Here is a 2962-nt window from a genome sequence, read left to right as displayed (position 1 = left end):
TAAAGCTTGCGAATTGACCTTTTTACTGTGTCCACTCTATTGACAGAAGTACACAGGAGCCGCTAAATGATCCATTGACCCTCGTTTTGGGCTAGAGATCATACAATAAGAGCACCTGTGTCCGCATAAAAGGACAACGCTCTTCGTTGCCTCAAATAAGATCCCCTGAGTCCGCTTCCTTGCAAAGCCGGTCCCGGTGACGAGTGGTTGCCGGGTCCAAGTCAACCGTTGATTATGGATTTGAGCCGGAACGAAGGGTGAAAGTTCCACCGCAAATAAAGAATAAAGACAAAGGTGGCAGGAAGATGGAGAGTTATACCAAAGCCAAGCTGGAGGCCGGACAGCTCAGCCAACTGGTGGAAGCGGCATTTGGCAGCGAAGTCTGCCTCATCAGCAGCAAAGAATTGACCGGAGGGATGTTTAATGCTGCCTATGATCTTGAATTAAGCAACGGAAAGGCAGTTATTCTGAAGGTCGCTCCGTCTCAAGAGGCAGAGACGCTCAGCTATGAGAAGAATATAATGCGCACCGAGGTGGAGGCCCTGCGGCTGGTCCACAAATTGGGTACGGTGCCTGTCCCCGAGGTGTACAGCTATGATGAGAGCTTGGCACAGATTCCTTATCCTTATTTTTTCATGGAGAAGATCGAGGGCGAACCTTACAATGAAGTTAAAGGAAGCCTTGCTCCCGAGACCATAGAAGGGATAGAGACGGCTCTGGGACGCTATAACCGGGCTATTAATGAGGTTCGGGGCAATCACTTTGGGGTTTTCGACCAGACCGCTGAGACGGGCACAGGGGCTTCCTGGCGCGACACTTTCAGCTCAATGATGAATGGTTTGCTGGAGGATGGCCGGCGGCTGGGTGTGGGGCTGCCTGCCTCCTATGAAGAAGTGCAGCAGGCCATTGCAGATTATTTGCCTGAACTGGATGTTGTAACGGAAGCCCGGCTGGTGCACTGGGATTTGTGGAACGGCAATGTGTTTGTGAAAGACGGCCGGATAGTATCGATTATAGACTGGGAGCGGGCCTTGTGGGGCGATGTGCTCCTGGAGTATTATTTCCGTCATTTCGAGAACTCCCCGGGCTTTAACCAGGGGTACGGTGCAACCTTTGACAGTCCGAACGAAGCGCGGCGTAAAAAGCTGTACGACCTCTACCTGGATTTGATCCTCGTGATCGAGTGTTACTCCCGCCAGTATGAAGATCAAAGCCACGTGAAATGGACTCATGAGAATCTGGCAGAGAGCTGGATCAGATTTACCAGTCATTAGTTGGCTGATGTTCAGCCTGTGAATGAGAGCGTTCCGGTCTGCCAGAACCTATGCGCTCCATTCGGGCCCGATTTGAAACGTTATTCTTAACTACATAGGTTCAAGAAATGGTGCCTCGCGGCTGTTTATTGGCCGATGGTTTATTTCAGAAAAATCTTGACGTATACACATAAAATTAGATAAAATAAGGCTTATTGCTTATCTAACGAATGAGAATTATTATCATAATCCAGCAGAAATAGAGAGGGTGACAGGATGGAGCGCCTTTTAGAGGTAAAAGACCTGGCTATATCATTCAGAACACGCGGTGGAGAAGTACAGGCGATCCGTGGGGTCAGCTTTCATGTAGATAAAGGGGAGACGTTGGCGATTGTAGGAGAATCCGGTTCCGGCAAAAGCGTAACCTCGCAGGCGGTAATGAAGCTGGTGCCTACACCGGTGGGCCAGTACAAACGCGGACAGATACTATTTGAGGGACAAGACCTGATCGGCAAGAATGAGAAGCAGATGCAGAAGATCCGCGGCAAAGAGATCGGAATGATTTTTCAGGACCCGATGACTTCCCTGAATCCAATGATGAAGGTCGGTAAGCAAATTACCGAGGTACTGTTCAAGCATGAGAAGATTTCCAAGGATGCTGCTGTTAAACGTGGCATCGAGCTGCTGAAGCTGGTAGGTATTCCTTCTCCGGAGCGTCGTTTTCAACAGTATCCCCATGAGTTCAGCGGCGGGATGCGTCAGCGTGTCGTGATCGCTATGGCGCTAGCAGCGAATCCTAAGCTGTTGATTGCCGATGAGCCAACAACGGCGCTTGATGTAACGATTCAGGCCCAAATTCTCGATCTGATGAAGGATCTGCAGAAGAAGATTAGCACCGCTATCATTTTCATTACGCATGATCTCGGAGTTGTGGCCAGAATGGCAGACCGGGTTGCCGTAATGTATGCGGGACAAATTGTCGAAATGGGTACGGCGGAAGAAATCTTTTATGATCCGAGACATCCGTACACATGGGGTCTTTTGGCTTCGATGCCAAGTCTGGAGAGCAAAGGTTCTCTGCTAACAGCTATTCCGGGAACACCACCCGATCTGATCAAACCGCCAAAAGGCGATGCTTTTGCCCTGCGCAGCACGTATGCAATGGAAATTGATATGGAAAAGGAACCTCCGGTATACAAAGTATCGGATACTCATATGGTGAAGACCTGGCTGCTGCATCCGTATGCTCCGGCAGTAGAGCCGCCTGAGGTCGTCAAGAAGAGACAACGCGTACTGAAGAATGCCTATGCGGAACCGGTCCTTGTGGAGAATATGAGTCAACTATAGGTTATAGATTAGCAAGGGGATGTCCAAAAGCCATGAATGGCCGCTGGTACATCCCCTTTTTTGTTTATCGAGTAGGCGTCTTCTCCGCTGCTCTGAGCGGGGGAGGTTTTGACAACCTTTTATTTATCCCTCCCGGCAAATCGCCAAAGCGGTCCGTGAAAACATCCCATTCATGTGGAGTGCCTGTCGGCATCCGGACTTCCGCACCCTTAACCCTTTACGTTCCTAGTGGATGTATCTACATGCGAAACGGTCAACTGAAACCCGGTACAATGTGCAGGTCGGAGCGGAAAAGCAATTTATACTAGTACTCCATCAATCTTTAAATTGTGGGTAAAGACGCTTTAATTTGACTCTGGCGT

Annotated in this window: 2 protein-coding genes; both read left to right on the top strand. The window is 49.6% G+C overall.

Annotation, left to right across the window (positions count from 1 at the left end; all coding sequences use genetic code 11):
• The first annotated feature begins 305 nt into the window (after positions 1-305).
• Positions 306-1274 carry a phosphotransferase family protein gene (locus IEY53_RS34695; protein WP_189032898.1) on the top strand — a complete coding sequence of 323 codons (969 nt, stop codon included), beginning with the start codon at positions 306-308 and terminating at the stop codon, positions 1272-1274.
• A 255-nt stretch (positions 1275-1529) separates the two neighbouring features.
• Positions 1530-2600, top strand: a complete 1071-nt coding sequence (locus IEY53_RS34690) for an ABC transporter ATP-binding protein (RefSeq protein ID WP_189032896.1) — start codon at positions 1530-1532, stop codon at positions 2598-2600.
• Positions 2601-2962 lie beyond the last annotated feature (362 nt).

Origin of the sequence: Paenibacillus albidus (genome assembly GCF_014644435.1) — a bacterium.
GTDB lineage: Bacteria > Bacillota > Bacilli > Paenibacillales > Paenibacillaceae > Paenibacillus_AQ > Paenibacillus_AQ albidus.
The sequence above is the reverse complement of the archived record's forward strand: the minus strand, read 5'-3'. Positions and strand labels throughout refer to the sequence as shown.

Excerpts from the sequence above, each read along its gene's own strand:
- IEY53_RS34695 (WP_189032898.1), top strand. The coding sequence starts at position 306 with ATGGAGAGTTATACCAAAGCCAAGCTGGAGGCCGGACAGCTCAGCCAA.
- IEY53_RS34690 (WP_189032896.1), top strand. The coding sequence starts at position 1,530 with ATGGAGCGCCTTTTAGAGGTAAAAGACCTGGCTATATCATTCAGAACA.